Here is a 25,321-nt window from a genome sequence, read left to right on the forward strand (position 1 = left end):
GGCGCCCGGGACATCGGGGACGGAGCGTCATGGCGACCGGTGGCGCGCCCCTGCGCCGCCCCCGCCACGGGAGAGAACCGATGACCATGCACATCCGGCCCAGTTCCGTTTACTCGCACGATCCGTCCGACCCGGGACCAGGCGGGCTGCTGATCCGCACCCGCGTCGCCAGGGCCGCCCTCGCCGTCGGCGCCACCGCGTGGATGGCCGGATTGCTGGAGGGCGGGGCCCGCATCCGCGAGGAGGTCGTCCCGGCCGAGATCCGGGGGAGCCTGGCGTTCCTGGTGGGCGTCATGGCCCTGGTCGTGCTCGTGCTGTCCACGAACGCGACCGGACAGGGCAAGGGCCGCTATATCGCCATCGTGGAGTTGGTCCTGCTCGTCCCCGCGATGGTGTGGTGCCCGCTCGTCATCGCCTACCCCGACGACACCCCCGCCTGGGTGCTCCCGTTCGACATGTGCTGGCCGCTGTCGATGCTCGGCATGCTCGTCATCGGCATCGCCGTCGTCAGGGTCGGCCGCTACCGGGGCCTGCTGCGCTGGCAGGTCCTGCTCTGCGGGCTGTGGCTGGTCGTCGCGGGCGTGGGGGAGGCCGTGCTCGGCGACGACAACGGCACCTACCCGGGCCTGGTCTGGCTCGGCCTCTCCTACGGCATCCTCGGCCTGCGCCTCGCCGTGACGCCCCGCATCATCCTGCCCGCCGCACCGTCCGTCCCGTCCCCGCCCCCGTCCGCCCCTGCGACGCCTTCGACCCCCATGCCCTGACCGTCCGGTCACCACAGCACCGCCCGACGAGCCCGCCGGTGGGTCACCTCGAAGCCCGTCCCTGGACGGATCTTCGACGGGAGCGGGGGCCCCGGACCCACCGGCATCCACCCCCTCGGCACCAACGAGCAGGGAAGGGCGGACGCACACTGACCAGTCGCCCTAAGGGGGACGGGCCAGGCACCGCCAGGCCGGCGGCGATCCACGCCCCCGCCTCGCCCCACAGCTAGTCGGGGGAAGAACGTCAACCGGGGGGGCTTGGTGCGCTGGTGGTACGAGCGTGATCCGAACAACGACCAGTTTCTCGCCAGCGTAGTCGTCACGAACCCTTGTCGGTGGGCGGCTGCCAATGTCACGTTCACCGTCCTGCCACTGGATGGGCAGGGCCATGAAATCTTGTCCGCCGGTCGACGGGTACAAGATAATTTCACTGTTGGACTGATCATGCCGGGACAGCGAGCCGCCGGATGGACGTACTTCACGCACCAGGAGTCACCATCAGAGGTCGTGAGTCTCAGGATCCAGCGGGACGTCAAGCTCAGCCGGACCTGCTGGGTCAACCCCGCCGCCTCCGGCTATCGGACGACCGCCCGCGCCACCGACATCGCGGTTGGAAAACGTGATACCAGCCGATCCGTAACGAACGGCCAGGCGGAGGTGTCGTTCGTGGTCACCCGGGACCCGGCGACATATGCGCTGGGGAAACGCATCGTCTCGGTGATCTTTCGCGACTCCTCTGGAAGGCTGCTCAATGCGAACGGGCAGAGCATTGGTAGCGATTCGAGGTACGGCCAGCGGAAGCATTTCATGACCTGGGTGCCAGTGAAAGCCGACACGAAGCGCACAGAGGTGATGCTGGAGCCCGAGCAGAACAACCCGACATCGTCATGCATGGCCCGGCCCTGATGGTCAAAAACGAGGAGAGATCGAAGTGGCACCAACAGAACTCGAAGCAGAGCTCAATCAATTGCTGGCGGTCGGCAGGATCACTCTTCCGCATCTGGCGTGGACCTATGCGACACTGAACAATCGTCTGGCCGATACGGCTCGCTATGACAACGCCGCCTTTGCCGCCTGTCCGGCCACTGCGGGATGGGCTCAGGATCAGCTGCACGGGCCGTAGTCCGCGCTGCGCAATAGGCTGATCCGATGATCTCGGCCTTCGACCGGCTGATCTGCGAGTCACGAAGGGCGGGGGTGTCGTGAAATGGTGGCAGCGTCTGAGATTGGTCAGTGAGTCAAGGAACACGGCCGACGGCGGTTGATGTGCCGTCGGCCGTGGGATGAAGCATTGAGTGTCTTGTGGCTTCTTCTGGTCAGAGGGTCTTCCAGAAGGTGTACTTGTGTTCTTTTGCGAAGTTGATTCGTCGGATGCCGCCCTTGCCGGGGGCGAGGACCTGGGTGGTGGTTGCGCCCTCTCGCCAGGTCGGGGTGTCTGGGCCGTTGGGGTTGCCCGTGTGGGCGAAGCGCGTCCAGTAACTCATCATCTGGTGGGCCAGGTGTCGCTGGGCGGTGTTCAGGCGTCTCTCGTCGAAGTAGTCGGTGTCGAACTGGTATTGCAGTTCGGCGGCGTGGAAGGCGCCGGTTGGGAAGCCGGGGGTCTCTACGTTCTTGACCCACGGTGCGTGGGCGTCGGCGAATTCGTAGGCGTAGGTGGGGACTCGTTTTGCGATGGAATGGCCGAGGTCCGTTACGGAGCGAGCGAAGGTGGCGTCTGTGACGAGGGCGGACCATGCCTCGCTTGGTGAAGCGTAGTCTCGGAGTGGGTATTGGGCCAGCACCTTTGGCGCCTTTTCTGTGCCGACGTAGGCGCGGACGCGGGTGGCGTAGTCTTTTTCGTCCGTTAGTGGGGGGACGCCCATGAGTTGCTGTGCGGCCTCGAATGTGCGGTATTCATCGCGGGTCATGCCGTACATGACCGGGACCTTCGCGAACTTTCCTTTGAGTAGCGCCTTCTTCGGCGAGTCGGGGAGCACGCCCCCGCCGCCGTACACCGGCGCGAAGCCGTACTCCGACTCCTTCAGCAGCTTCGACCTTGGTAGAGCGCGCAGGCACGTGGCGGCTGTGGCGGGGGTGGGGCAGCCGAGCTTGGCGGCCACCGTTTGGCCTTGACGCTCGGCCTTGCTCCGTGGGCGCGGTAGCCAACCGCCAGCCGGTTCGAGCGTCCCGTCCCAGTCGGGCCAGTTCTCGACCGTGCACGGACCGCTCTGGACGATCGCCCGCTGGAAGAGGCCCTTGGCCCCCGGGGAGGTGAGCTGCGAACACGTGCTCACACCGCCTGCCGACTCACCGAACACCGTGACGTTGCGGGCGTCGCCGCCGAACGCCGCCGCGTTGCCGCGCACCCAGCGGAGGGCGGCCTGTTGGTCCTCCAGGCCGAAGTTGCCTGAACGGTTCTTGGCGGGGCCGCCGTCCAGGGACGGGTGGTCGAGAAAGCCGAAGATGCCGAGCCTGTAGTTCACGGTCACGACGATCACGTCGCCGCGCACGGCCATCTCCTGCGGACGGTACAGGGCGCCGGAGCCATTCCGGAATCCGCTGCCGTGGATCCAGACCATCACCGGCAGCCGCTTGTTGTTTGTGGCTCGCCGTGGCGTGGTTACGTTCAGGTAGAGGCAGTCTTCGCTGTCGCTTGCCTTTTCACCGAAGAATCCCGCGTTCTGGGCGCATGCGTTGCCGGGCTTCGTGGCGTCCCGAAGTGACCTCCAGTGCTTGGCTGGTTGTGGCGAACCCCATCTGACGGGCGGCGACGCGTAGGGGATGCCGAGGAACTCCCGGTGGTTCGTGCCGACGGTGCCCCGCACCGGGCCTTTGTCGGTGACCACCAGTGAACTGTCTCCGGTTGCTGGACCGGCTGCCGCCGCGATTCCGTTGAGTCCCGTCCCGACAAGCCCTATCGCCGCAACACCGCCGATCACGGCCGACGACGTTCCCCACGCGCGCCGCTTCGGACCTGTGTCCATGATGGCTCCCGTCTTGTTGAATCGACTTCCTCTACGGTCGCCGGTCCGGTACATGGGCACAGGAGCGTTTTCTCTAGATCTCCGGTAGACCTAACCCCACCCTGCTGCCTGATCTGCGGTGAAAGTCGCAACTGGACGCGTAGGCCGCGTGTTTCGGAGACGACGTTCGGGACGATGCCGAGGTGGGGTGGTCGTGAGACGCGGGTGGGGCGCACGTTGTGGGAGTGTGTCGACCCCAGTCCCCGTCACTGCCCGGGCCCGCCCCAGTTGCGGCCTAGGTTGTCGGGCTTCGTGGGTGTGTTGCGTCGCCCCCAGAGCTAGGGCCGTTGGACGGCGTTGGCCAGCCACCGAATGGTGGAGGAACGGCGTGAACGGCGTGAGTGGCGCCTGGGTCGTTGCGGGTTTGTCGGGGGGCCAGGGCGGCTGGGCTCACCGGCGTCCCTGGGTGGGTCAGTCGGGTGTGGAGCGTAGGTAGGTCATGAGGGTTTGGCCGCGGGGGGAGAGGCGGTAGCCGGTTTCGAGGCTTTGGGTTAGGCCGAGGGCTTTGAGGCGGCGGACGTCGGCCTTGAAGGGGAGTTTGTCGCGGTTCAGGTGTTCGGCCAGGTCTTGGGCGCGTAGGCCGGGGTGTTCCTCGATCAGGCGGAGGACTTCGCGGGTCCAGGGGGTGCGGCGGCTTCGGGTGTCGATGGTGTCCAGGGTGGTTTTGAGGTCGGCCAGTTCTTGGTTGGTGAGGTCGGCGTTTCCGGCTAGTTCTGATCTGGGGTCGGAGGCGCCCAGGTGGAGCATGACGCGGTGGTAGCCGCCCTCCTTGGTGCTCTTGGAGAGGGCGGTGAGGAGGGCGGCGCGGTCTTGGAAGCCCGAACGTTGGGCGTCCTGTTCGGTGATCTCTTCGGGGGTGACGGGTGTGACCGAGTCGATGACGATGATCCCCGCCCAGGTGCGCTGAGTGCTTCCCGCGCGGACCCGGGGCTGGGCCCACACCCGGAACACCCGGTCGATCCGTCCGCTTGCGATCCCCTCAAGGACCTCGCGTTTGAACAGCATCATTCCCTCCCGAGCGATGTGTCTCTTCGGCTGTTCCAGTTGGGGCGCTGGGTGTACACCGTCGATCATGGTCGATTTTGCCGCGTGGCGCTCGGGACGTGCGGTCCGGGGTGCCCCCTCGTCCGCTGGTGCGGCCAGGTCGCTGGAACGGAGAGGGGGTGGGAGCGGATGGCTTGGGGGAGTGTTTCTTCGAAAGGTGTTTTTGGGCGTAGGAGAATGGCCTCACGGTTGGTTGGGAGCGTGAGGGAATGGCGTTGTCTGTTGATTTCTTCCGCTACACTTTGTGTGCGAGGTTTGAGTTCGTGTGGATAGTCAGGAGATGATGTGTCCCCCTTCTTTTCGGGTCGTCGTGGGGTGGAGGAGGATGGGTTCGCGGGTACGTTCGCGAAGCATCCGGTTCGGCCGCGGCGGGGGTTGGTGCCGGGTCGGCGGGTCTATACGACGATCTTGTCGGCGGGGACGTTGACCGGGGTCGTTCTGGTGGGGGCGCCGCTGGTGGCGGGGCTTGACCTTGGGGATGAGCCGCGGACGACGCCGGTTGCGCGGAAGGCGCCTGTGCGGCCCGTGGTGCCGCCGCCCGCGCCGCCGCAAACTCCTACTGTCAAGCCGACCAAACCGGTCAAGCGAAAGGCGCCCGTGGTGAAGAAGACCCCGGCGCGGCAGACGCCTCGGAAGAAGGTCAGGCGGCTTCCGCAGGGCGTGAACTTCACCAGTGTCAAGGGTGTCGTGTTGAAGAACCTCATGACCGGGCTCTGCGCCAAGTCCTCGTCGGGTGGGGCCAGCGTGGGCGGCTGTGATCCGAGCTCGCGCGTCCAGCGGTGGGATCTCCTGGTTTTCAAGAAGCGCGGGGGGCCGGACGCCGCGGATTTGTTTGTTATTCGTAATTCTGTGACTGGGAAGTGTCTTGATCTGCCCGGTTCCGGAAGCACGACCGATACCTATCTGGTGCAGTCCACCTGCGCGCCGAAGAGCGACGACAACCAGACCTGGTATTTGCAGAGGCGGCCGGGGGATCAGTACTGGGTTCAGAACCTTGTCAGTGAGCACCAGTGTCTGGACGTCGACGGGGCGAACGGCAAGCTGGAGCCGGGCGCGCGGTTGAGGGACGCTCCCTGCCTCGACTCGGACGACCACCAGTGGACCTTCCTCTGATCACCGGGGAATGTCTTCGGCTTCGAGCGCGATGAGGTCCTCGGGGAGCGCGCCGTCCATCTCCGCGACGCGCTCGGCCTGGCGTTCGGTCATCTCCTGGAAGGCCTGCCGGGCGGAGCGTCCGTTGCCGAAGCCCTCCCCGCGCGGCATCGCGTCGAAGAAGGCGGTGAGCCGGGTGCGGGCCTCCGCGGTCAGCTCGTAGCGGTGCTCGCGGGCGTGGAACTCGACGATCGACACCAGTTCCTCGGCGTCGTAGTCGACGAAACGCAGGGTGCGGGTGAAGCGTGACTCCAGCCCGGGGTTGGACGCGATGAACCGGCCCATCTCCGCCGGATATCCGGCCGCGATCACGACGACGTCGTCGCGGTTGTCCTCCATCAGTTTCACGAGGGTCGCGACCGCCTCCGCGCCGAAGTCGTTCCCGGCGTGGAACGGGGCGAGCGAGTACGCCTCGTCGATGAACAGGACGCCGCCCAGCGCCAGGTTGAACGCGGCGGCGGTGCGGGGGCCGGTGTGTCCCACGTACTCCCCGACCAGGGTGCTGCGGTCCACCTCGATCAGGTGGCCGCGGCGCAGGAGGCCGAGCGCCTTGAGTAGCCGTCCGTACAGCCGGGCCACGGTGGTCTTGCCGGTGCCGGGGTTGCCCGCGAACACCAGGTGGCGGCTGAGCGGCGGCGCGGGCAGGCCCGCGTCCTCGCGGCGGCGCACGGTCTGCATCAGTTTGACCAGCGCGCCGACGCTCCGTTTCACCTCGGCCAGGCCGACCAGCGAGTTCAGCTCGTCGAGCAGGTCTTCCAGGGTTTCCTCGGGTGGTTCCTCCGCGAGGTCGCCCGCCCCGGCCAACGCGAGCGTGGACGGTGGGGTGGACGGGGTCCGTTCCGTCGGGACGCCGGGTGGCGGGCCGGTGGGCGGGCCCGCGCCAGGGCCCGCGTCCGGGATCGTTGAGCGTTTCACGTCGTGGGACGAGCATCCGTCGAACACCGGACGGGCACCCTCGTCCGCGCTGAGGTCCTCCGCGCAGTCACGGATCCGGCATCGGCGGAAGTTCGGGGCCGCGTCCCGTGCCACATGCAGGGCGGGGAATCCGGACGCGGCGATCTCGCACGAGGTGAACGTCCCGCCGCCGCCTTCCGCGATGTAGACGCCGTTCTTGGTGGACGCCTCGACCAGCGTCCCCGAAACGTGCGGTTCGGCGCCGGTCCACACCACGATGCCGGATCCGGCGGACCGCTCGACCGAACCGCCCTCGACGTGGGCGGCGGCGCCCGCGGCGACCACGATCCCGGCGGCGCCCGCCTCCGCCACGCGCACGTGCGCGAGCCGGGCGGCGCCGCCCTCGGCGACCTGGACGCCGACCTGTCCGGCGCGCAGCACGGTGCTGTGCCCGAGTTCGGTCTCCTCGGACGACTCGGCGTGCACGCCCGTCCGCGCGTCGACGACCCGGCAGCCGTACGCGGTGAACACCGCGTCCTCGGCGGCGTGCAGGCCGGACATGGCGGCGCCGGTGACGGTGCATTCGGCGAGTTCCGCGCGGGCGGTGCCGATCACGTGCAGGCCGTGCTCGGCGCTGTCCGCGATGCGGCATTCCAGCAGTCGGACGGCCGCCTCGCCCGCCACGTGCACGGCGCTGAACGCGGTGCCAGCGATCTTGCATTCGGTGAGTTCGGCGACGGCGGAGCCGAGCGCGAGGACGCCGTTGGCGCCCGCGTCGGTGACCGCGCAGCCCGTCGCGGTGAGGCGCGCCTCGCCCCGGACGGCGAGACCGCTGGCGACCGGGCCGACGACCCGGCATTCGGCGAGGTCCGCGGCCGCGGCGCCGGTGAGGTGGACGCCGACCGCGCCCGACGCCGTGATCCGGGTGTCGGTGGCGACGAGCGTCGCCTGGTCCTCGACGAGCAGCCCGCCTGCCCCGACGTCGCGGATCCGGCAGTCGGCGATCGCGAGGGCGGACCGGCCGCCCGCCCGCATCCCGTGGCCCGTGACGCCGCGCATCCGCAGCCGTTCGGCGGCGAACCGGGCGCCACCGGTGAGCAGGATCGCGGTGCCGTCCACCGACTCGATCCGGGTGTCCTCGACCCGGGCGCGGGCGCCGCCGGACAGGTGGACGGCCGTGCCGGTGATGTCGGCGACGACGCAGCGTTCCAGCAGCAGCGCCGGTTCGGTCGGGTCGCCGTCCGGGGGCGGCGCGTCCTGCTCGGCGGGCTCCCCGCCGCGCACCTCGACGGCCCCGCCGGACACCGCGCAGTCGTGCAGCGCCAGCGCGGCCGCGCCGACGACGCGGACGGCGGGCGGCGACGCCCCGGAACCCCGCACCGTGAGCCCCCGCACGACGCAGTTGCGGGCCGTGACGGTGAGGGCGGGCGCCGCGTCGGCTCCGGGGGACAGGACGACGCTGTCCGGTCCGAGTTCGCTCACCAGCACCACCGGGCGGTCCACGGTCAGCGACTCGCGGTACTCGCCGGGAGTGACGAGCACCCTGTCGCCGGGACGGGCGGCGCGCACGGCGGCGGCGATGCTGCGGTGCGCGCCGCGTCCCTTGGCCGCGACGACGTGGACGGGTCCGCTCACGGGTACTCTCTTTCGTGCCGGAGCGCCATTTCTCAGCCGCCCATTTCGGTGTCGGGGTGCGCGGGAGCCTCGGTGTTCATGGGAGCGGCGGTGTTCATGGGAGCGGCGGGCGGTGCGAACGGCGAATCGAACCTTGGGAGAGGCAACCCCATGACGAGGTGCTCAAGGTAACTCGTGAACATCGGAATGCGGAGGTCGTCGGGCCGCATCAGTTCCTTGAGGGACTCGTTCCAGTACCGCTCCACATCGGAAACGGTCGTCATGCCGCCCGCCTTGAGTAGTCCGGCGATCTGGACGCCGTCTCCCTTGAACTCCGCGACCGCGGGCTTTTGCAGAATCCGGTCGAGGTAGTTGAGGACCAGGTCCTCGCGCGGCATCAGCCCGCCCGACTTCACCGCGGCACCCTCCAGCTGCATGCCCTCGTGGAGGACGAACGGCGTGTTGAAGGCGCTCAGCTCGTTCGAGACGTCGAAGGTGAAATCCGGTATGTTGACGTTCTTGACCACCATGGCGAGGATGATTCCGTCCCGCTCGACGAACTCGCCGATTTCCCAGCCGCTGCCCGCGGCCCGCATGCGGTCGGACAGCGCCCTGATGTCGTTGGCGTTGGTCATGTCGATGTCGATGTCCTTCGGGATCCTGCTCGCGCCGTGCACATAGGCGCTGAGGCTCCCGCCGAACCGGTAGTTGATGTCGAACGAACGCGCCCATTCGTCGAATGACCGCAGGACGGCGCGCAGGGTCCAGAAGTCTCCCTCGCTCGGGTGGACGGACTGCGAGCCTTCGAGTTTGAGCTGCTGGAACCGGTTCCGCACGGCGTCCAGGGTCGTGGCGATCGAGTTCTCACCGTCCAGACCGTGCACGGCACCCGCGCCGCCGGCGAACCTCATCCCGGCGGCCTGGTCGGCGGGGCCTTCCCACCGCAGCCAGCCGTCGTCCTGGAACACCTTGACCGTCCCCGACGCGGGGTGGTGGGCCCAGAAAGCATCCTCGGTTTTGACGACGGTCACACCATCGACGACCAGACCGTTCTGGTTCAGGAGTCGACCATTGCCCAGACCGCCGACGGGGAATTCCAGCGCGCCGCCCTCGACGATATGACCGTCCCATCGCAGCTGCCCGGTCCCGTCGAACACCTGGGTCGACTTCGCCACGGGATTGTTCACGCGGACACCGTCACCGATCCTGGCGACGGTCAGACCGCCCAGCTCACCGGGCTTCGTGATGGCGAGGTTCTCAAGGAGAATCTTGAACACCGGCAGGTTCGGGTCGTCGCTCCGCATTATCGGACGGACGATCTCGTCCCAGTAATGCCGGACGGCGGTGACGTCGGCGAAGCCCGCCGCCTTCAGCAGGTCCGCGATCTGGACGGCGTCGCCCTTCTCGACGGACACCTTGGGCTTGTTGAACATCCGGTCGAGGTAGTTGAGGATCAGTTCCGGGTGCGACATCAGCACACCGGACTTCAGCGCGGCTCCCTCCACCTGCATCGACTCTTTGAGCACGAACGGCGTGTCGACCATGCCGATCTCGTCCACGATGTCGAACTCGTAGTTCATGAACCGCGCGTTCGTCGCCGTGATGACGGCCAGTTCGCCGTTGCGGTATTTGGGAGTGAGGCTCCAACCGTTGTTCGGGTCCTGAAGGCGATCGATCATGGTCCTCATGCTGGCGCTGTTCTGCACCTCGACGTCGATGTCGCCCGGGAGCCGGTTCGCCCCGTGAAGATAGGCGCTGAGGCTGCCGCCCAGCCGGTATCCGATGTCGCTCTCACGCATCCATTCGTCGAACGCCTTCAGGGTCGCGTGCAGGCGCGCGAAGTTTTCAGCGTTCTCGTGGGCCAGTCGTGGGTTCTCCAGTCTGATCTGCTCGAACCGGTTCTCCACGGCCTTCAGGGTCGTGCTGATCGAGCCGTTCGGACCGGCGATGTACTGCCACTCAAGCCGTCCGTCGGCGTGGAACAACTTGATCGACCCGGTCCCGAGGTCATGCGCCCGGAAACCGCTCGCGGTGACGGAAACGGTCACGCCGTCGACGACCTGACCCTGCTCGTTCAGGAACCGTGGGTTCCCCGGACCGCGCACGGGGAATTCCACCGCGCCGCCCTCAACGAAATTGCCCTCCCACTCGCGCGACCCGTTCCCACCGAACAGCATGTAGTTCCCGCCCGTGGTGTTGCTCACGCGGAAACCGTCAGGGGTCCGGGCCGCGGCCATGCCGTCGACGACATTCCCCTGCCCATCGAGAACGCGTCCCGGGCCGCCACTCGCCGGGAATTCCACCGCGCCGCCCTCGATGGGACGACCCTCCCACTCGCGTCCCCCACCACCGCCGAACAGCATGTACTGGCCATCGCCCGCGTTCACGCGGAAACCGTCGGCGGTCCGCGCCGCCGTCATGCCGTTGGCAATGTTTCCCTGCCCATCGAGAACACGGCCTGGGCCGCCCCCCACGGGGAATTCCAACGCGCCGCCGTCGACCATATGGCCGTTCCACTGGACCCGTCCGTCACCGTCGAACACCTGGTAGGGCCCGCCCGCGCGGGCGTCGCTGACCCTGAACTCCCCGCCGGGCGTCCGGATGACGGCGTGGTCGTCGGCGGCGAGGCCGTCCAGTTGGAAGACCGGCCTGCCGTCCGGGCCCGCGTGCGCCAGGACGAAGGTGCCCGTGGGGTTGCCGTCGGCGCCGCGCAGCGGGACGGTCTGGAGGCCGAGGACGCCCGCCGGGTCGTGGTGCCAGCCGACGCCCGTCCGCAGGTCGGTGACGCGCAGGCCGCCGTCGTCCACGATCTCGCCATGGAAGTGGTGGCTGTCGCCCGGCGCGTTCAGCGACGCCACCTGTACGTCGACGCCGTCGGCGCGGTAGGTGATCCGCACCTCAAGGCCGGTCGCGCCGCCGGACGGGTCGGTCAGCCGGATCGCCTCGGCGTCGCCGGGGCCGTGGACCCGCGGCGCCCCGCCGAGCACGCGGGGCCGCTCCTTCAACGACTGCGCCATGATCTCGTTGATGGCCCGGTCGACGGCGACCGGATTGAGGTTGTTGACGCGCAGCCCGCGCACGGCCGCGTCGACGCCGTCACGCGCGGAGTCGAGCTTCGCCGTCGCCTCGGTGAGGGCGGTGCGCTCGCCCGAGGACGGCTCCCCCTTGAAGCCGTGCAGGTAGTCGACGTGGTCCTGCGCGCGGGCGAAGTCGTAGCGGGCGAGGACGAAGTCGCGCCACGCCTCCGTGCGCGCCTCCGTCATGAACCTCGTCTCCCCCTTGAACAGGTCGCCGATCAGCTCGGAGTCCCGCGCCCACGCCGCGTCCAGCTGCGCGGGGGTGAGCCGGATGCCCTGGACGCCCGGCGGCCGGACCGACGAACCCGAGGACACAGCGCGGCCGGGCCCGCCGTCCACCAGGTCGAGCGCGGCGTTGACGGGCGTCACGGGTGGCGGCGCGAGATGGGCGCCCGCGGTCCCGGCGTGGACGTTGCCCGCGCCGAACCCGGCCGCTGCGGAGATCACCGGGGGGATCGTCGTGGGGTCGGCGACCAGATCGTGCGCGAGCTGCGAGGACACCTCGGGGGTGGACAGGTGCGGGTTGGTGAGGCCCTGGGCGTCCGGGACGCCGCCGGTCACGTCGCCGCCGATCTGCGCGGCGGGCGTCTCGGGGGGCGCGAGGTGCGCGCCGGAGTTCAGGCCCGGCCCCTCCACGGGATGGACGACGAGGTCCTGCGCGAGGTTCGGCAGCGCGGGCGGGTCGAGGGACACCAGGTGCGCCTGCGTCCCGAGGGCCCGCATGTCCGCGATGTTGGTGATGTCGCCGGTGATGGGGGCCGGAAACTCCAGCGCGTGGACGGCGGTGGACGGGACGGGCCCGCCGGTGAGCGCGGCGCCGGGACCCTGGGTCACTGGCGGCGCCGTGATCTCGGGCATTCCGGTGGCCATCTGCCCGGGCGGGTGGACGGCGCCGAGCGCGGGGATGTCCGCGCCCGCGTTCACGACGGTGGCGGACGGGACCACCCGCACCTCGTCGAGATGCACGGCCCCGTCGAAACCGGCCCCCGGGTTCACTCCGACGGAGCCCATTCCGGGGCGTTCCGCCCAGGTGCCGATCCGGACGTCGCCGAGGTTGTTGATCGGGGTGTCCAGCAGGGCGTCGAGCCGCATCGCCGACTGCTGGCTGAAGGTGATGGCGCCGCCGAAGTCCGACCCGATCGACATCGCGGGCGGGTCGGGCAGGTACAGGTTCAGCGAGGCGCCGGGCCCGGCGAGGCGCGTGTTCGGCGAGCCGAGCCCGGCCGTCCACTCGTCGATGTTGACCCGGGTGCCCGCGAGCTGCCCGGCCGGGTTGTCGACCAGCGCGTCCACGCCGCGCAGCTGGGGGGCCGGGATGTGCGACGCACCGGCACCGGCGGCCTGGACCAGCGGTGTCCTGCCGAACCTGAAGTTGCCGAAGAGTCCGCGGTCGATCATCGCGATCCGCATCGCGCCCATGAGGCCGAAGTGGCCGATCTCGTCGGCCTCGGCGGGCAGGAAGATCCGCGCCCAGCGCAGGCCGCCGAAGTTCGCCATGATGAAACTGCGGGTCCCGGCCCCGAAGCTCTTCAGCGCGGGCCCGATGCCGTGGATGACGCCGACGGCGATGGCGGGCACGGCCTTGATCCCGGTGACGACGATCAGGCCGCCCTTCATGGCGATGTTCTTGCCGAGTTGCCCGAGCCCCTTACCGAAGTTCGCGACCCAGAGCGCGCCCGACCTGGACCAGCTTCCGGACGCCGCCGCCAGCTGTGCCAGGGACGGGAAGTGCGCGAACGGCTGGATGATGTTGCGGATGCCGTTGTGGAAGAACGTCAGCATCGCGCCGCCGCCCTTGCCGAACCCCTGCTTGCCGAGCTCGGAACCCGCCTTGAAGATGGCGGCGAACGGAAACGCCCGCGTCGTCGGCGCGATGATCCCGAGCCCGGCGAGGAACAGCCCGAGCAGGTTCGTCTTGCCCTGGGCGAAGTCGACGGCCGTCTTGATGAAGATGGCGAGGTTCACGCCGATCGCGGCGAGCGCGATCGGGCCGCCGAAGACCAGCGCCGGGATGATCAGGATGATGGCGATCCACTGGAAGATCTCCCAGAACTCGGCGCACGGGGACAGCGGCGACTTGATGTTGTTGGACGCCTTGCGGAGCGTCGAGGTGGCGGTCTTGGCCGCGTCCTTCGCCGACCTGCCCGCGGACTCGGCCGTGTGCTTGAGCCGGTCCTTCTCCGAGTCGTCCTTGCTGAGGCCGCGGGCCTGCTCCAGCGCCCCGTCGGCCTTGCGCTGCGCCTGCTCCAGCGCGTCGGCGTAGACCGGCAGGGCCTTGCTCGCCCAGTCGAACGAGTCGTGCATGCTCTTCACGAAGGCGCGCAGCCGGTCGCCGATCTGGTGCCGGAGCTCGTCGGCGACCTTGCCCTTGAAGGCGTTCGAGCCGGTCTTGGTGACGATCTTTCCCATGACCTGGTCGATGTCCCCGGCCGCGTCGCTCAGCGAGCGGAGCGACTTGGCGACGCGGCGGATCCGCGCGGGGTCGCCGGGCGTCGGGTCGTCGCGCAGGTCGAGAACATCCCAGTCGGTGGGGCGTGCCATCGGTGCTCCTCCTCCTGCCGTCCGCCGGTGCCGCCGGGTCCGGAGTGCCACGGGACGCTCCGGCCGACGCCTCGCCCTCCGGATGTCCACGTACGAGCCCCCCGGACGGTTCATCGCCGATTTCGCCGGACGTGGCGAGCCGACCCCGCGGTGAACCGACCGCCGTGAGCCGATCCCGTGGTGAGCCGACCGCCGTGAGCCGACCCCGCGGTGAACCGACCCTGCGGTGAACCGGTGGGGCCGCCGGATCGTGAACAGGGCGGACCGGTGTGCCCCATCCCGGGCGTCCCGGCCTCGCGAGGAGGAGAAGAATGGTTGACTTCGCCATTGACTACGACGTCCTGCACGCCGCGAAGAAGGAACTGCATTCGCTCGCCGACCGGACCGGACCCAAATTCCGGGACAAGGCTTTCGACGGGCTGGGCGACTACGGGGCCAACAACGACGAGGTGTTCGGCGACTTCGGGCTCTCCAGCGCTTTCAGCACCCTCTACTACCGTTCCAAGGGCCCGCTGGAAAAGGCCGAGAAGGATCTGCGGAAGCTTGGCGACATCTTCAGCGCGGTCGCCGACGCGTTCTTCAACATGGACGCCCAGATCGCCGACGGTTGCGGCTTCCGGGGCAGCGACGTGGGATATGACGACTGGCGGGAGAAGTACGACGCCTGGCTCAAGCACGACGAGTGGCAGAAGAAGAAGAACCTTTGGGACCAGCACGAACAGCACGGGGATTCCTGCGTGCCGGGCGACAAGAACGCCCCTGAGTACTGCGGGGCGACCGACCCCGGTCCCGAACCCAAGGATCCCGGCAAACCGCCGACGTCCCACACGATCGAGACGCCCGACGGCACGGTCAAAACCGAGCTGACCTTGGACGACGACAAGAACGTCAAGACGGAGACCACGACGATCACCACGTCGAACGGCAAGACGTACGAGACCGTCACCACGTTCAGGGACAAGACGGGCGACTCCTACACCACCGTGACGACCTATGCCGACGGCAGCAAGGCGACGGCCGACGTGGTCATCAAACGGGACGGCGAAGGCAACATGACCGACGGCAGCAAGATGACCGTCACCGACGACAAGGGCAAGAAGACGGAGTACGTGCCGGACGGAAAGAAGGGCTGGAAAGAAGCCTAAAGCGCGCGGGAACGAGATCGGCGCGGCACGTCCGGGACCCCGGCTGCCGCTGAGTGAAATGACACGACGAGGAGAATTCGATGTCCAATATCAACCTTGACTACTCCAAGATCGAAACAACGGCGGGCAAGCTCAAGTCCGCCAAGGAGAACATCATTCCGATGATCAACAATCTGCGGAACGATGTGAACACCCTGCTCGGCGACGGCATGGTCTTCGACAAGTCGTCCCCGGCCCTGCGGGAGTCCTACGACCAGTTCAACACCTCGCTGCACAAGGCCGTCGAAGGCATCAAGAGCTTCGCCGACATGTTCATCCAGATCAAGAACTCGATGGAGGAGAACGACACCAACATGGCCAAGAAGATCCGGGAGGAGACCAACAAGGCGGGCCACTGACGCCCTCCGACCCGACCCGGCCCGGAACACGCGGCGCGGCGCCACCCCCCGGTGGCGCCGCGCCGCTCCTGTCCGCGCTCCCGTGCTCCCGTGCGTCCGTGCTCCTGTCAGCGCGCCCGTGTTCCGCGTGCCTGTGTTTCCGCGCGTCCGCGCTCCTGTCAGCGCGCCCGTTTTTCCGCGCGCCCGTGCTTTCGTTTGCCCGTGCTTCTGGACGTGCTGGGCGGCCCGGGCGCCTTGGTTGTCAGGACGTTTTGAGTGGGGTGAGTGGCACCTGTACGCTCATCGCTGTCCCGGCCGGGCCCGATGTCCAGGCGCGGCCGAGTGGGGCGTGGGAGCGGACCGTGGTGAGTGACAGTCGTGCCCCGATCAGGTCGCCCTCCGCCAGGTTCTGCGGGGCGAGCAGCAGCCCCTTCCGGGACCGCTTCGCCGCCGACACCCAGCTGCTCATCCCCATCCCGAGCGACTCCGCCGGGCCGGCCGCCACCAGGCCGCGCGACCGTTCCCGGGCGGACAGGATCGTCTCCTTCAGCACCTGCTCCGCGTATCCCATCGACAGCATGTCGGCGTCGTCCACCAGGACGACGCCCGGTCCCGGCATCGCGTCGATGGCCTCCCGCACCTCGTCCTCCGACGGGTCGGGGTCGGCCAGCACCCGCGCCCCGGGATGGGCGGCGAGCGAGCGCAGCGGCGAGTCGCGGGGGGTGAGCACCACCAGCGAGGCGCCACCCGCCAGCAGCGACACCGCCAGGCACGCCAGCGTGTTGCTGCGCCCGGAGCCGGGCGGGCCCGCCACCAGGAACGTCGGCGCGGGGGTCGCGAAGTCCACCCCGACGGGGCCCGCGTCGTCGCCGCCGACGCCGAGCAACCCCCACAGCGGGCGGCGCAGCTCGCCGGGCACGCGGTCGTAAACCTCCGCGAAGTCGACCTTCTGGGGCAGGGACTCGACGGTGAACGGCCGCCGGTTCCGCGCGATCGCACCGTCGCGTTTGGTCGCCGCGGCGGCGATCTCGCGGAGCGCGGCCGCCTGACCCTGCCCGGACTGGTCGTCCGCGAGCACCACGACCTGTGTCTCGGTGCGGGTGACGGTGTGCCAGCCGCGACCGTCCGGCACCATCGTCGGGACCTGGCTGGGCAGCATGCCGAGCAGTGTGTAGTCGCCGCTGTCCGCCTGCCGCAGCATCAGCTTGTGGTCGTTGTGCGCGGCCGTGCGCCCCGCCAGCAGCGACCGTTCCGATGTGGCGACGACGTGCACACCGCCCGCGGCGCCCTCCCGCAGTAGACGGTTGACGTCGTCGAACAGGCGTCCGCCGTCGTAGTCGTCCAGGACGGGCACCAGCGCGTCCCAGCCGTCGATGAACAGCAGGATGTGCGCGGGACGCTCCTTCTCCGGCAGCCGGGAGCGCAGCTCGACCACCCCGGAGCAGTGCCGCGCCGCGCACAGCTCCTGCCGCCGGGTCAGCTCGGTGGCGAGCCGGGTGATCATCCGGTCCAGTTGTTCCATGTCGTACCGGCCCGCGATGGCGCCGCAGTGCGGCAGCGGACGCAGCGCGGCGAGCCCGCCGCCCGCCGCGTCGATGCCGTAGATGTGCAGGTCGGCGGCGCTGACCTCGCGGGCGGCCGACCCGGCGATGGTGCGCAGCACCTGCGTGCGGCCCGACCTCGGCGCGCCGATCACGTACAGGTGGCCGAACGACGCCAGGTCGATCGCGGCGACGCTGCGCTCCTGGATCAGCGGGAGGTCCTCCATCGCGTAGGGGATCAGCGCGGGCAGCGACGGGTCGTCGCGTTCGGGGGGCCGTCGCACCTCGGGAAGCTCGTCCAGCACCACCTTCTCCGGCAGCGGCGGGAGCCACGGGCTCGGCTGCGGCTCGTGGTCGCCGATCAGTTCGGTGGCCTCCTGGACGGCCTCGACCAGCGCCTGGAGGTCGGTCGGCGCGGGCGGGCCGAGCGTCTCCACCATGTCGTCGCCGGGGGACGGGTCGGGCGCGGGCCGTCCGAGCCTGCTCCATGGCAGGTCGGCCGCGTGCACCTGGCCGCGTGCGGCGGGACCCCGCCCGGCCGAGGCGCCCGGACGTTCGGCGCCGACCCACGCCGACTGGAACGGCACCGACATCCGGGGTCCCTGGCGCACCATCGCTCGGCCCGGCGTGGCGGTCGAGATCATGGCCGCGTCGTTGGTGTCGATGATGTCCTGGCTCTCGGCCGCGTCGGTGACCCGCAGCGCGACGCGCAGGTTGGTGTTCGCCTTGATGTCCGGGGTCACCACCCCGGCGGGCCGCTGGGTCGCGAGGACGAGGTGGATGCCGAGGGACCGGCCGCGCTGCGCGATCCCGATCATCCCGGTGACGAAATCGGGCGTCTCCCGGATGAGGGTGGCGAACTCGTCGATGATCAGCACGAGCCGGGGCAGCGGCGGCAGGGCGGGGTCGGCGGCCCGCTTCGCGCGGTACTCCGGGTGGTCCTTCGCGTCGTGCTCGGCGAGCACCCGTTCGCGGCGCCGCAGCTCCGCGCCCAGCGAGTCGAGCGCGCGCCGCACGAGGTGCCCGTCCAGGTCGGTGATCATCCCGAGGGTGTGCGGCAGGTCGGCACATTCGCGGAACGCGCTGCCGCCCTTGTAGTCGACCAGCACGAAGGTCAGCTCGTCCGGCCGGTTCACCGCCGCCAGGGACGCCACGAACGCGCGCAGCAGCTCGGACTTGCCCGAGCCGGTGGTCCCGGCGACCAGGCCGTGCGGCCCGTCCCTGACGAGGTCCAGCGTCATCGTCCCGTCGAGGCCGACGCCGAGCGGGAACGTCGTGCTCGCCGGGCGCCGCCGCCACCGGTCGGCGAGGGCCCGCGCGTCCGGCGGCTCCTGGCCGATCAGCGTCAGCAGCCGGGACTCGTCGGGCATGCCGCCGTCCTCCTGCGGGCTGACGTCGCGCAGCGGCGCGAGCGACCGCGCCACCCGCTCGCACCACGCGGCCGACACCAGGTCGGCGCGGACCCGCTCGGTGTCGGGCACGCCGGTCTGCCGGATCGTCAGCTCCCCGCCCCTGAGGGCGAGCACGGCGTTGCACTCCTCGGGCAGCAGCCGCTCCTCCTCGTCCAGGCAGACGCAGAAGATCCGCACGGCGGGGCCCTCGGTGAGGACGCGGACCATGCCCGGCACGTCCCGCAGCCGCCGCGCCCCGTCCACGATGACCAGGATGTCGGGTTCGCCGAGCATGGCGCGGCCCGACGACGACTCCAGCATCTGCCGCCGCTTCCGGATCTCCGAGACGAGTTCGGAGACCCGGCTCGCCACGCTCTCCGCGTCGTTGCCGACGGCGACGACCGGACCGCCGGGAGCGGACGGCCGCAGGTGCGGCAGCCAGCGCGCCCACCCCCATTCCCCGGCGCGCGGGTCGCCGACCGTCAGCACGACGGCGCGCAGGTCGCGCGGGCTGTGCAGGACGGCGGCCTGGGCGAGGAACCAGCGGCCGAGCGAACGGACCGGCGCGGCGGGCCCGGCGACGCCGACCACGCCGAACTCGGCGACCTCCACGCCGATGGGGATGTCGGGGAGCGTCCAGCGGACCACGCGGTGGTTCTCGTCCTGCGCGGGGTCGTCGATGTCCTTCACCGAGGGAAGGTCGACCGTCCCGGCGCGCAGCACGAGATGGTCGGGGTCGCCGCGGCGGCGCTCCCACAGCCGGGCGCCGGGACCGGCGGCGATCAGCCCGGCCGCGGCGGGGTCGGGTCCGGTGACGCACCGCACCCACCGTTCCCGGACGACGGCGTCCCGGATCTCCCGCTCCACGACGCGGCGCCGGGACCGGTAGCGGCGCCGCTCCTCCTTGCGGTCGCGGCGGTTGCTGCGCCGTCCCGACACCCAGTTCGACAACACCATGATCGGCGTGAAGACGATGAACACCAGGTAGAAGTAGGAGCGCAGCACGCCCGCGAGCAGCAGCCCGACGACCACCGGCGCGATCATCACCAGCACCGGGAACGGCGGACGCTGCTGCGACCCGGGCGGCGACGGCAGCCGCAGCCGCTCGGCGTCCAGATGCGGCGCGATCCGCGGCGGCCGGTTGTAGTCGAGGCCGACGCCGTCCTCGGACGGGACGACGGCGGCGTCCGGCAGCACGGGCGCGACGACCCGCAGCAGGGTGCCGCCCACCGCCAGGTCGACGTCGTGCGGCCAGGCCGTGGTGCCGGGCAGGGGTTCCGGCCGTCCGGCCAACTCCCGCTCCCGCAGCTCGGCCAGCTCGGCGGCCTCCCGGACCAGCTCCAGCCGTTCCTCCGGGCTCGTCCGGTCCGGCGCGGCGCCGGTGATCGGGTCGATGTCGGGCGGCGGGACCGGCTCGCACAGCCGGACCACGCCCTCGCGTCCGTCCGGGGGACGTTCGTCGTGCCAGTACGCGGTCCCGTCGGCGGCGACGGTCACCCACACCCCGGACTCGGGGGCCCGCGGGCCGGACACCCGGATCGCGCAGCCCGGATCGGAGCCGATCTCGTAGCCGCCGCGGGGGAGCCGCCAGCTGCGTCCCGCGCCGGGGCCCGACACGGCGTGCACCTCGGCGATCACCGGTTCGCCGGGGGGCGCGGCGGCCCGCCCCGCCGCCGGGTCCGGGTCGGGGACGGGACCGCCGAGGCCGAGCACCCCGCCCTCGCGGATGCCGCTGCCGCGGACCGGGGCGGCCGGGTCGACGGGCGCGCCGTCCAGGAACAGCGGGCGGGCGGGCCCGGCGGCACCGCCGGACAGGAACTCCTCCAGCCCGTCGGCGTCCGGCGCGCCGCCGGGGTCTCCCGCCGTCGCGGGGTCGCCGGGCGCGGTGGTGTCCACCGCCGCCGCGAGGTCCGCGACGGTGCAACCCTCGGGCAGATTCAGGACGTGGTCGCGGCGGACCGAGTCCACCGCGTCAACGGTCGTGACCATCAGTCTCATGGGACTCACCGGTAATCGGAGGGAGCCGCGGGCGACGCGCCGGTCGACGCGGACGAGCGGGGCTGGCCGGACGGGGACACCGGCGCGGCCGCGGCCGGAGCCGGGGCGGACGCGGGCGGCGACGCGGACGAGGGCGAGGGCGAGGGCGAGGGCGAGGACGCGGCGGCGGACTGGCCGAGCGGCGCGGCATCGCGCACCGGCACCGTCCGGGGCGCGTGATCCGGCGCGGGCATCGGCAGGCGAAGCGGCGGGATGGTCCGGACCGACCGGGCCACGGCGATCGGCAACGCGGTCGCCGTGGGCCGCAGCGGCGACCCGTGCACGGCCACCGAGCCGTCGCGCCGCACCGACAACAGCCGCGCCCGCCCACGGGCACGGCCCGCGACCAGCACGGACGGCCCGTCCGGCGGCACCGGTTCGGCCAGCGGCCCGGCGCACACCGCGAAGGCCGGAGCCCCGCAGGCGTCCTGCCAGTTCGCCGCGTCCCGCATCGCCTGCTCGGCGGGCGGGCCTGAATGGTGGGCGTGCACGCCCTCGGCGACGACCACCGCGCCGGGCCGCAGTCGCCGGTCGAGCTGCGCCGCCATCGCCTGGAGGACGGCGCGGCGGGCGCGTTCGTCCCCGTACAGGGCCGTGACCGGGGGCCCTTCCGCCAGGTCGAGGAACACCGCGCGGTCGCGTTCCAGCCCGACGGACGTGAGCAGCACCGCGCGGCCTCGGGGCGGGGGCGCCGCCGCCGTCTCCTGCCAGATCTCGCGGACGCTCCACCATGTCCGGGGGTCGGTGTCGTCGGCGATCCACGGTTCCGTGGGGCGCGGCACGTCCCGTCCGGCGATCAGGACGCCGACCAGGTCGGCGCCGACGACCGCCGCGTACGGGCGGCAGTCCTCGGGGGTGGCCGCGTCGACCGAGCGGATCGCCTCCTCGCCCGCCCCCCACACGGCGGGGTCGCCGAGCAGGCGGCTCAGCAGCCACACCTGCCGCCGGTAGCGCAGCCACCGGCGGACGGGGGCGGCGAACGCGGCCACGGTGAGCCGGATCTCCCGGCGGACCCGGCGCCGCACGAAGTACCAGCCGCCGACCCGGCGGGCCAGCCGGTTGGCGATCACGATCAGCAGCACCAGGACGCCGAGCCCCACCAGGACCTGGCTGATCAGGGTGCGGTGCTCGGTGAAGAACTCCAGCGGCCCGCCGCCGTTCACGCCGCGGTCCGCGCGTCGTCACCGGCGTCCGGCAGCCGTAGCGTGTCGTCACCGGCGTCCGACAGCTGTAGCGCGTCGTCACCGGCGTCCGGCAGCCGTAGTTCGCGGCGCAGCGACCGCAGCGCGTTGTGCGTCCGCGACTTGACGGTGCCGCGCGGGATCCGCAGCACCCGGGCGGCCTCGGCGCCGCCGAACCCGAACATGTGGACGTAGACGAGCACCTCGTGGTGCGGCCGGGGCAGCTTCCGCAGGGCGGGCATCAGCCAGTCGCGGTCGGCGACCCCGTCGGTGAAGTCGTCGCCGTCCGGCGCCTGCCAGCCGGGCCAGGCGATCCCGACCGGGACCGACCGCTCCTTCCGCCAGTTGTCCAGCGCGAGGTTGCGGGCGGTGCGGAACAGCCACGGCCGGATGGGACGCTCCTGCCAGTCCAGCCGGTCCGCCCGCAGCCACGCCCGCAGGAGGGTCTCCTGGACGATGTCCTCCGCCTGGTGCAGGTCCGGTGAGACGAGGCTGGCGACGTAGCGCAGCAGCGTCCCGCGCTCGTTCCGCAACTGGATCGCGGCGATCTGGGACGCGCTCGTGGGGGGCGAAGCGGACGTGGACATTGTTCCTCTCCATGCCTGATACGTGAAGCGGGGGAGGTGATAGGCGCAGCGGCCGTCCTTCGCACCGCGCGCGAATAGTCATCGACAACCCGATAACAAGGTCGAAAACTATCGTGCGCTGGACGAAAAGCGGCCTTCCACACCACTGAGATACCGGCCCGAGACAGTTTGTTCGGACAATGAGCACCACTTGTGCGGCGGCGTCCGCCGTGCACCATCACCGCAGGTAGAAGCACAGACTGAAAAGCACTTCCCCCTGACGGCGACACACCTCAAGCCCCTGATCGGCAGGCGCCTGCCGTCCATACGACATCGCTCACCGGCACTCGCGGATACACACCTGGCCAATGATCGTACTGTCGCATTCCCCGCCCGCGAACCGGCGACAATACATCGCACACCGAGCAAATCCAGACACCCAACCGAGCAACCCAGACGCCCAACCGAGCAACCCAGACGCCCAACCGGGCAATTCACCCCGGCCTACCGGGCAATCGTCACGCCGGGGGGTTAGAGGGTGAAGATTTCTGTGGTGGCGGTCAGGAGGTCTTGGCCGGGGGTCGGGTTGGCGGCGCCGGCGCGGACGGTGCCGCCCGCCGCCAGGACTCGGCCGTCGGACAGGGTGGTGGCCGAGCAGTAGAAGCGGCCGGTGGTCATGCTCGGAGTCGGGGTCCAGGTTTGGGACAGGGGGTCGTAGATGGCGGCGTTGGCGTAGCCGGTGTCGTAGGTGGCGGAGTCTGTGCCGCCCACCACCAGGACCTTTCCAGTGGGGAGCGTCACCATTCGGTGGAAGGTGCGGCCTGTCGGCATGTTCCTGCCTCTGCTCCAGAAGCCGGTCGCCGGGTCGTACCTTTCGGTTCGCCATTGGCTGTACGGGGCGATTCGGCGTTCGGTGATGATGCCGGGGCCATTGCCACCGGCGACGAAGACCGAGCCGTCCGGTAGGAGGACCGCTTGGTGGTTGCGGCGGGGGACGTGCATGCTTCCGGTCGGGGTCCAGGTGTCGGCGACCGGGTCGTAGAGTTCGCAGAAGGATTGGCCAATGCCCTTGTACCGGTCGATGGCGGTTTCGCCGCCCGCGACCAGTACCCGGGCGTCGGGAAGCCGGATCGCCGCATGGGAGAGCCGGGGATCGGTCATGGACGCGACCGTCGTCCAGGTGTCCGCGTCCGGGTCGTAGAGTTCGACCGAGCGGAAGGGGCGCGGCACACCCGGCCGCTGGTAGCCGGTGCCGCCCGTGACCAGGACCTTGCCGTTGGTCAGCAGCGTGGCCGAGTGGAGGGCGCGGGGGGTTCGCAGTTCGGCGGCGGGTGTCCAGGTGCGTTCGCCGGGATGGTAGATCTCGGCGGTCCGCAGGAAGGTGAACGGCGCCCGGTCGGTGTTCGGGACGCCGCCGACCGCCAGTACCCGGCCGTCGTCGAGCTTGGTCAGGGTGTGCGACATCCTGGCGTTGATCAGTTTTCCGGTCTGCGACCACTGACCGGCGACCGGGTCGAACAGCAGTGCCTCGTCGGTGCCCGTGCCGCGGACGACCGCGCCCCCGGCCGCGAGGACCGAGCCGTCGTTCAGCAGGACGGCTGACTCTTCCGCGCTGCCCCACTGGCGCGCGGACGGAAGGTCGCCGGTCGGGGTCCAGCGGCCCGCGGCCAGTGCTCTGGCGGACGGGCCCCCGCCCGTGAGCAACTCGGTGGATCGTGTCATGGCGCAGGTTCCGTTCTCTCCGCTAGGCCTTGAAGGTCTCGGACGCGGCGGTGACGATGTCGCCCGGCTCGGGGGTGGACGCGCCGGACCTGGTGATGCCGCCCGCCGCCAGGACCCGGCCGTCGTCCAGCTCGATGGCGGCGAACGCCCAGCGGCCGGTGACCATGCCGCCGGTGTCGGTCCAGGTGCGGGCGCCGGGATCGTAGATGGCGGCGTTCTGGTAGCCGACGTCGAACGTGGCCTCGTCGGTACCTCCGATCACCAGCAGCTTGCCCGACTTCAGGGCGACGGCCCGGTGGTGGCTGCGGCCGGTCGACATGCCCTCGGCCGGGGTCCACACCCCGTTCGCCGGGTTGAATCGTTCGGTCGTCCACTGGCTGTAGGGGCTGTACGTCCAGTCCTCTTGGAGGCCCTGGCTGTCGCCGCCGGTGACCAGGACGGTGCCGTCGGCGAGGAGCGTGGCCTGGTGGCTGCTGCGGACGGCGGCCATGCTGCCGGTCGATGTCCACGGCGCGGCCGTCGGGTCGACCGTCGGGTCGAAGATCTCGCAGAAGGCCAGGCCGCTGAACAGGCCCCGGCCGAGGATCGTCATGCCGCCGACCATCAGCACCTTCCCGCCCCGGAGCGGCACCGCCGGATGGCCGCCGCGGGCGTCCAGCATCGGCGCGATCGTGGTCCACTCGCCGGTCTGCGGGTCGAAGATCTCGGCCGAGTCCAGCACCGAGAACGACTGGGCGTCCCTCGGGGCGATGCCACCGGCGACCAGGACGTTCCCGTTGGGCAGCAGGCTCGCCGAGTGGGAGAAGCGGGCCTGGTGGAGCGCGCCGGTGGCCGTCCAGGTGCGGGACGCGGGGTCGTAGATCTCCGCCGAGGCGACGGGTGCGAGTGGTTGGGAGAACGGTCCGGTGATTCCGCCGACGACCAGGACCTTGCCGTCGCCCAGCTTGGTCTGGGTGTGCAACCGGCGGCTGATGGTCAGCGAGCCGGTGGTCTCCCATTCGCCGGTGCCGGGCTTGAACAACGCGCAGTCGGCCTTGGCGTTGCGGGCCCCGTCCTCGCCGCCCGCGACCAGCACGGTCTTGTCGTCGAGCAGGGTCGCTCCGTCGCCGGGCAGTGCCCAGTAGCCGGAGACGGGCATGTCCTTCGCGGCGGTCCAGGTGCCGACCGCCGCGAGTGGCTCGGCCGCCCGCGCGGCATCCGGCGCCGACAGCATCGCCAGCGTGCTGCTGCCGCCGGTCAGGGGATGGGGCCTGGTCATCGCTTCTCCTCAGTG

The 25,321-nt window shown here is 70.5% G+C and carries 15 protein-coding genes; 6 read left to right on the top strand and 9 right to left on the bottom strand.

What is annotated here, in order from left to right; all coding sequences use genetic code 11:
- Window positions 1-80: 80 nt before the first annotated feature.
- The 3 genes from ABD808_RS20550 to ABD808_RS20560 all read left to right on the top strand — a co-directional run bounded on the left by ABD808_RS20550 (window position 81) and on the right by ABD808_RS20560 (window position 1,887).
- Window positions 81-764 (top strand): hypothetical protein, encoded by a 684-nt coding sequence (locus tag ABD808_RS20550; protein WP_344899057.1) that lies wholly within the window; start codon window positions 81-83, stop codon window positions 762-764.
- 261 nt (window positions 765-1,025) lie between these two features.
- A complete protein-coding gene (locus ABD808_RS20555; RefSeq protein WP_344899059.1) occupies window positions 1,026-1,670 on the top strand; it encodes a hypothetical protein in 645 nt (214 codons plus the stop codon).
- 25 nt (window positions 1,671-1,695) lie between these two features.
- Window positions 1,696-1,887, top strand: a complete 192-nt coding sequence (locus ABD808_RS20560; protein WP_344899061.1) for a hypothetical protein — start codon at window positions 1,696-1,698, stop codon at window positions 1,885-1,887.
- A 193-nt stretch (window positions 1,888-2,080) separates the two neighbouring features.
- Here the strand turns inward: ABD808_RS20560 and ABD808_RS20565 are convergent, their stop codons facing one another.
- Together ABD808_RS20565 and ABD808_RS20570 are read right to left on the bottom strand one after the other, a co-directional pair.
- Window positions 2,081-3,589 carry a carboxylesterase/lipase family protein gene (locus tag ABD808_RS20565; protein WP_344899063.1) on the bottom strand — a complete coding sequence of 503 codons (1,509 nt, stop codon included), beginning with the start codon at window positions 3,587-3,589 and terminating at the stop codon, window positions 2,081-2,083.
- A gap of 588 nt (window positions 3,590-4,177) precedes the next feature.
- Window positions 4,178-4,771, bottom strand: coding sequence for an ASCH domain-containing protein (locus tag ABD808_RS20570; RefSeq protein WP_344899065.1), 594 nt, complete (start codon window positions 4,769-4,771; stop codon window positions 4,178-4,180).
- Between the two features lie 324 nt (window positions 4,772-5,095).
- Between ABD808_RS20570 and ABD808_RS20575 the strand changes: the two genes are divergently transcribed.
- On the top strand, window positions 5,096-5,923 hold the full coding sequence (locus ABD808_RS20575) for an RICIN domain-containing protein (RefSeq protein ID WP_344899067.1): 828 nt from the start codon (window positions 5,096-5,098) through the stop codon (window positions 5,921-5,923).
- Here the strand turns inward: ABD808_RS20575 and ABD808_RS20580 are convergent, their stop codons facing one another.
- Together ABD808_RS20580 and ABD808_RS20585 are read right to left on the bottom strand one after the other, a co-directional pair.
- Window positions 5,924-8,491 carry a right-handed parallel beta-helix repeat-containing protein gene (locus ABD808_RS20580; protein WP_344899069.1) on the bottom strand — a complete coding sequence of 856 codons (2,568 nt, stop codon included), beginning with the start codon at window positions 8,489-8,491 and terminating at the stop codon, window positions 5,924-5,926.
- Window positions 8,492-8,523: 32 nt separating this feature from the next.
- Complete coding sequence (locus tag ABD808_RS20585; RefSeq protein ID WP_344899071.1) at window positions 8,524-14,088, bottom strand: putative T7SS-secreted protein; 5,565 nt, start codon at window positions 14,086-14,088, stop codon at window positions 8,524-8,526.
- A 311-nt stretch (window positions 14,089-14,399) separates the two neighbouring features.
- Between ABD808_RS20585 and ABD808_RS20590 the strand changes: the two genes are divergently transcribed.
- Both ABD808_RS20590 and ABD808_RS20595 read left to right on the top strand, forming a co-directional pair.
- Window positions 14,400-15,233: a hypothetical protein gene (locus tag ABD808_RS20590; RefSeq protein WP_344899073.1), complete on the top strand. Its 834-nt coding sequence runs from the start codon at window positions 14,400-14,402 to the stop codon at window positions 15,231-15,233.
- Between the two features lie 80 nt (window positions 15,234-15,313).
- Complete coding sequence (locus tag ABD808_RS20595) at window positions 15,314-15,631, top strand: WXG100 family type VII secretion target (protein WP_344899075.1); 318 nt, start codon at window positions 15,314-15,316, stop codon at window positions 15,629-15,631.
- 241 nt (window positions 15,632-15,872) lie between these two features.
- Here ABD808_RS20595 and ABD808_RS20600 read toward each other — a convergent pair whose 3' ends face one another.
- The 5 genes from ABD808_RS20600 to ABD808_RS20620 all read right to left on the bottom strand — a co-directional run bounded on the left by ABD808_RS20600 (window position 15,873) and on the right by ABD808_RS20620 (window position 25,306).
- A complete protein-coding gene (locus ABD808_RS20600; protein WP_344899077.1) occupies window positions 15,873-20,531 on the bottom strand; it encodes an FtsK/SpoIIIE domain-containing protein in 4,659 nt (1,552 codons plus the stop codon).
- A 14-nt stretch (window positions 20,532-20,545) separates the two neighbouring features.
- Window positions 20,546-21,742, bottom strand: a complete 1,197-nt coding sequence (locus ABD808_RS20605) for a nucleoside phosphorylase-I family protein (RefSeq protein WP_344899079.1) — start codon at window positions 21,740-21,742, stop codon at window positions 20,546-20,548.
- Window positions 21,739-22,347 carry a sigma-70 family RNA polymerase sigma factor gene (locus tag ABD808_RS20610; protein ID WP_344899081.1) on the bottom strand — a complete coding sequence of 203 codons (609 nt, stop codon included), beginning with the start codon at window positions 22,345-22,347 and terminating at the stop codon, window positions 21,739-21,741. The genes ABD808_RS20605 and ABD808_RS20610 overlap by 4 nt, the downstream gene beginning before the upstream one ends.
- Window positions 22,348-22,857: 510 nt before the next feature.
- Window positions 22,858-24,048 (bottom strand): Kelch repeat-containing protein, encoded by a 1,191-nt coding sequence (locus ABD808_RS20615; protein WP_344899083.1) that lies wholly within the window; start codon window positions 24,046-24,048, stop codon window positions 22,858-22,860.
- 22 nt (window positions 24,049-24,070) lie between these two features.
- Entirely contained in the window at window positions 24,071-25,306 is a 1,236-nt protein-coding gene (locus tag ABD808_RS20620) for a Kelch repeat-containing protein (RefSeq protein ID WP_344899085.1), read from the bottom strand.
- Window positions 25,307-25,321: the final 15 nt, after the last annotated feature.

The sequence above is a fragment of the Actinomadura meridiana genome, from assembly GCF_039537545.1.
Taxonomy (GTDB): Bacteria; Actinomycetota; Actinomycetes; order Streptosporangiales; family Streptosporangiaceae; genus Spirillospora; species Spirillospora meridiana.

Excerpts from the sequence above, each read along its gene's own strand:
- ABD808_RS20550 (WP_344899057.1), top strand. The coding sequence starts at position 81 with ATGACCATGCACATCCGGCCCAGTTCCGTTTACTCGCACGATCCGTCC.
- ABD808_RS20570 (WP_344899065.1), bottom strand. The coding sequence starts at position 4,771 with ATGCTGTTCAAACGCGAGGTCCTTGAGGGGATCGCAAGCGGACGGATC.
- ABD808_RS20585 (WP_344899071.1), bottom strand. The coding sequence starts at position 14,088 with ATGGCACGCCCCACCGACTGGGATGTTCTCGACCTGCGCGACGACCCG.
- ABD808_RS20590 (WP_344899073.1), top strand. The coding sequence starts at position 14,400 with ATGGTTGACTTCGCCATTGACTACGACGTCCTGCACGCCGCGAAGAAG.
- ABD808_RS20595 (WP_344899075.1), top strand. The coding sequence starts at position 15,314 with ATGTCCAATATCAACCTTGACTACTCCAAGATCGAAACAACGGCGGGC.
- ABD808_RS20600 (WP_344899077.1), bottom strand. The coding sequence starts at position 20,531 with ATGGTCACGACCGTTGACGCGGTGGACTCGGTCCGCCGCGACCACGTC.
- ABD808_RS20610 (WP_344899081.1), bottom strand. The coding sequence starts at position 22,347 with ATGTCCACGTCCGCTTCGCCCCCCACGAGCGCGTCCCAGATCGCCGCG.
- ABD808_RS20615 (WP_344899083.1), bottom strand. The coding sequence starts at position 24,048 with ATGACACGATCCACCGAGTTGCTCACGGGCGGGGGCCCGTCCGCCAGA.
- ABD808_RS20620 (WP_344899085.1), bottom strand. The coding sequence starts at position 25,306 with ATGACCAGGCCCCATCCCCTGACCGGCGGCAGCAGCACGCTGGCGATG.